At 39.7% G+C, this 4,085-nt stretch carries 2 protein-coding genes; one reads left to right on the top strand and one right to left on the bottom strand.

What is annotated here, in order from left to right; all coding sequences use genetic code 11:
- Positions 1 to 1,626 (top strand): protein kinase (locus F6K49_RS36410; RefSeq protein ID WP_293104663.1); only part of this gene is annotated, 1,626 nt, incomplete at its 5' end.
- 998 nt (positions 1,627 to 2,624) lie between these two features.
- Here the strand turns inward: F6K49_RS36410 and F6K49_RS36405 are convergent.
- Complete coding sequence (locus F6K49_RS36405; protein WP_293104659.1) at positions 2,625 to 3,860, bottom strand: tetratricopeptide repeat protein; 1,236 nt, start codon at positions 3,858 to 3,860, stop codon at positions 2,625 to 2,627.
- Positions 3,861 to 4,085: the final 225 nt, after the last annotated feature.

Here is a 4,085-nt window from a genome sequence, read left to right as displayed (position 1 = left end):
TTTCAGTTTATTCAAACTAACACAAACTGGTTAAATTATGACACATACGAGCGTGAAATTCAAGTGCTGAAAGGATTGGAACATCCGGGGATTCCCTGCTATCTAGATTCCTTCCAAACTGAAGATGGTTTTTGCCTAGTTCAGGAGTATAAAGAAGCCTCATCTCTGGCCAAACCGCGAAGTTTTAGTCCTGATGAAATTAAGGGAATCGCGATTTCTTTGCTGGAAATTTTTGTCTATCTCCAAAACCGTATTCCCTCAGTAATTCATCGGGATGTTCAACCAGCTAATATCTTGGTAGATGATGATCTCAATGTCTATCTGATTGATTTTGGTTTTGCGCGACTGGGGGATGGAGAAGTAGGGGTTAGTAGCCTGGTTAAAGGAACCTTAGGCTTTATGCCACCAGAGCAATTATTTCGGCGTCAACTCACCGAAGCATCAGATCTCTATAGTGTAGGTATCACATTAATTTGCTTATTGAGTAATACCAAAGCAGAGGATATTGATGATTTAGTTGATATCCGCTATCACGTTAATTTTCAGCATTTAATTCCGAAGGTGAGTCCCCATTGGGTGAAGTGGTTAGAAAAAATGGTGGAACCCCAACTGGAGAACCGCTATCCCAATGCTAGAGCTGCTCTAGCCGCTATACCTACTGACCCGATTTGTTTACCAAAGGTTGACTTGAGTCACAGCAGTCTGGAGTTCACCGGTACTAGCTTGGGCAAAAAACTGACTCACTCCATCTGGATCAAGAATCCTATACCTGAGACAACGTTAACTGGAAAGTGGGAAGTTGCGCCTCATCTTCACGATCCACCTCATACCCCCGATTACCATAGCTGGATTTCGTTTGAACCAGCCACCTTTGAAGGGAATGAAGTTGAGTGCAAAATCACCATTGATACTGGAAAGTTGATGGCGGATAAAACTTACCAAAGAAAGGTTTTACTGCACACAAATTCTTCCCCGAAGACTTATTCGTTAGATATTAATTTAAAAACTGCTCCTATCCCAATTACTCGGAAAAAACTCCCCTACGCTTACCTAGCCCTATTGTTACTATTTGCTGTAGCTGTTGATTGGATTATAGCCTCTAGTCTGCTGATCTACGGAACTCTAATGGGAATTAGTGCTACACCTGGTTTTAGTACCTTAGCTGGGGCAGCGGTAGGTTTGGAATTGGCAGCGTGGTTAACGACAACAGCTGGTCGGACCTCAGGAGCAATGGCAGGAGGAACGGCTGGTATTTTAGTTGGTATTGTTACTTGGGTAACGGCTTTGACTGGATTGGTAGCAACAGCAGAAGCTACAACAGTGGTTGGGGCTGTAGCTGGACTAGTGGGTGGATTGATCAGTGGAGTAGCAATCGGTATTGTGGTAGAAAAGTTTATGGATAGGGGATTGACTAGGAATTTTTCGATCTGGCTGTCACTGGTGAGTACAGCGTTTGGGAGTAGTTTGGGTCTAATTTTTATCCTGGGATTCCTTGATCCATTGGTCCCAGCTGCTGTGGTAGTAACCGGTATCCCCTTAGTGGCAATGATTACTTATATTCCTTTGCAACGAGCTAGAAAGATTGCTGAGTATCGTCAGGCAGAACGGAAGTTGATTCGACCGTAAAGTTAAGTCGGGAATCGGGAATCGGGAATCGGGAATCGGGAATTGGGAATCGGGAATTGGGAATTGGGAATCAGTAACTTACTACTGGCAACTAACCCAACCAGAACTTACACAGTAACTGTAGATGTACGTGCATTAATAACGAATCGTACTACATAAGCGCCTTCTTATAGCTGAAGTTCCCCCAAAGTTTGAACTACTCAAAACCTCAATCCCAATCTCTGTGGCTTTCCTAGGCTATGAGGTATACTTACTGTTACTAGGTACAGTCTTCTTGAAAATGGTCACAACCTTGAACTGAAAGGGGTTTGAGCAATGCAGCGCAGTCAAAGGGAGCCAGTGGGGTCAAAGGAGGCCACCCCATGAGCAACGGTTGTGGTGTCCACGGAGCTTACAAAGTGCATGCACGTGATCCACACATAACCTAAACCATGAGCAACTGCATCAAGAAGCGATTTGGTTCTCAAACAATAAAGAATTATTCTAGCAGTGTCTAGAATAGGATGATATTCCAATGGGCGACATACTTCAAGAACCAAATGGGTAAACAATTTCAAGGCTCAATCACTATATCCCTTATGAGGAAAGCCTTTCTCTGCTATAGTAGTACAAAAGCACAGGGTAACTTCAGGTGTAACTGACTAATCCTCAAATAGCCGCCTTAATGATTCAAAGAGGTTTTCGGTATCTGCTGACAGATGATTGTCCCATTGTTGTAGGGAGTTATCATCATCGTTTAATTTGACTATCAATCGTTTTGTATCTGCTAGCAGGCGATCACCCCAACCGAGTTTTTCCTTGAGAAAATCTAAGTTGTTAAGGCGATCATCTAGTTGCAGTGCATTAAGTGTAGCTTTCTTTAATTCCTGATAATCTAAATTTCCGTAAGCACAGTAAGATACAGCAATTGCAAGTAAAACTTCTGCGAGTAAACTTTGAATTCCGTCAATGTCTGATGAAGCTAATAGTAGCGCTATTTCCCTAGATTTATCCCATGTTTATACTGCTTTTTTTACATCATTTTTTTCGTAAAAAGCATGACCCATTTGGCAATAAGCTGCAACATGATATGGCTGGATGACGGTTGAATTTTGATAACATTCAATTGCCTGATCATATTGTCCTCGTTGAAGATAATGATTTCCCATTTTGTAGTAATAATCTGCATCTTTTGGGCTAACTTCTGCTAACAAGTTTCGTGCATCTGCTAACAAGCGATCGCCCCACCAAAGGTTATACTTTAGAAAGTCTACATCACCCAGGTGCTTGTATTCTTGAAGTATCTGTTTAGTCTGTTTTATTAAATCTTGTAAACGATTACCTTGAGCATAGTTAGCAACATTAATTGCCAGTTTAACTTCTGCTAGTAGCTTTTTGGCTTGATCATTGTAATATTCAACTAATGGACTAACAAGTTCAATGGATTGCTGCCAGTTTTTTATCACTTTTTCTATATTTACCCTTCCATATTCTACTAAACCCTGTTTAAGGATAGCTTTCGCCAAATCTAAGGAATATTTTGGTTTTTGAACAATTTCAATTGCTTGACGAAAATCCTCAATAGCTTTTTGATAGTTTCTTACTCTCTGACGATGTAAATAGATCCAACCGCGCAACCAATATGCGTCTGCATAATTAGGATTAAGCTCAATTGCCTTGCTAATATCTTCAATAGCTTCCTCATACTCCTCTTGTTCATCACGGCAATTGCCCATTTTGTAGTATGATTCTGCATGTTCTGGATAAATAATTGTGACGTTTTCATACCAATTAAATGCATTTTTGTAGTCTTTATTTCTTTCATAATTTTCGCCTTCTTTATACCAGTATTCTGCACAGGGCTTTAAAGCTAAGTTCGTTTCGTTTACTTTTTCATCCTTATCATGGTATCTGAATAAGTTCCTGGCTTTAATAAGATTTGTGGTTGCTTCGTAGTAGTCTTTTTCTGCTACTAAAACCTTTCCTAAATAGTAATGAGCATTTGCTTGATCATCGCACTCAAGCGTAATTGCTTTCTCTAACTCATTTTTGATTTCCTCTGCATTCAATTCTTGGTTATCCTTATATAGATTCAACCCTAGTCGGAAGTGAGCCTCTGCATGTTGATCGTTTTTTTTCGTTGCTAGTTTGTAATTTTCAATTACCTCATCATTCTGATTTTGTTTTTCTAGAGCATAGCCTAATAGAAAATGAATTTCTGCTAAGGTATCTTTTTTAATCGTTGTTTGAGTCATTGGTATCTTCTTCGTCAATCTCAATTGCTTCTGAAATTATATTTCTAAGCACTGGTATTAGCTGCCCTACAATTGGTTCAAAATCTTGAGGATTATTGATCTCCTCTAAAGCCAAAAGAGTATTTTGGTAATATACCTTTTCACTGGGGTCTAATTTAATTGCTTGTATGTGCTTATTTGCAGATTATTCAAACTGTTCTAACCTGAATAATATTAATCCAAGTA

The sequence above is a fragment of the Moorena sp. SIO3I6 genome (genome assembly GCF_010672095.1).
This window is presented reverse-complemented; position numbering and strand designations above follow the sequence as displayed.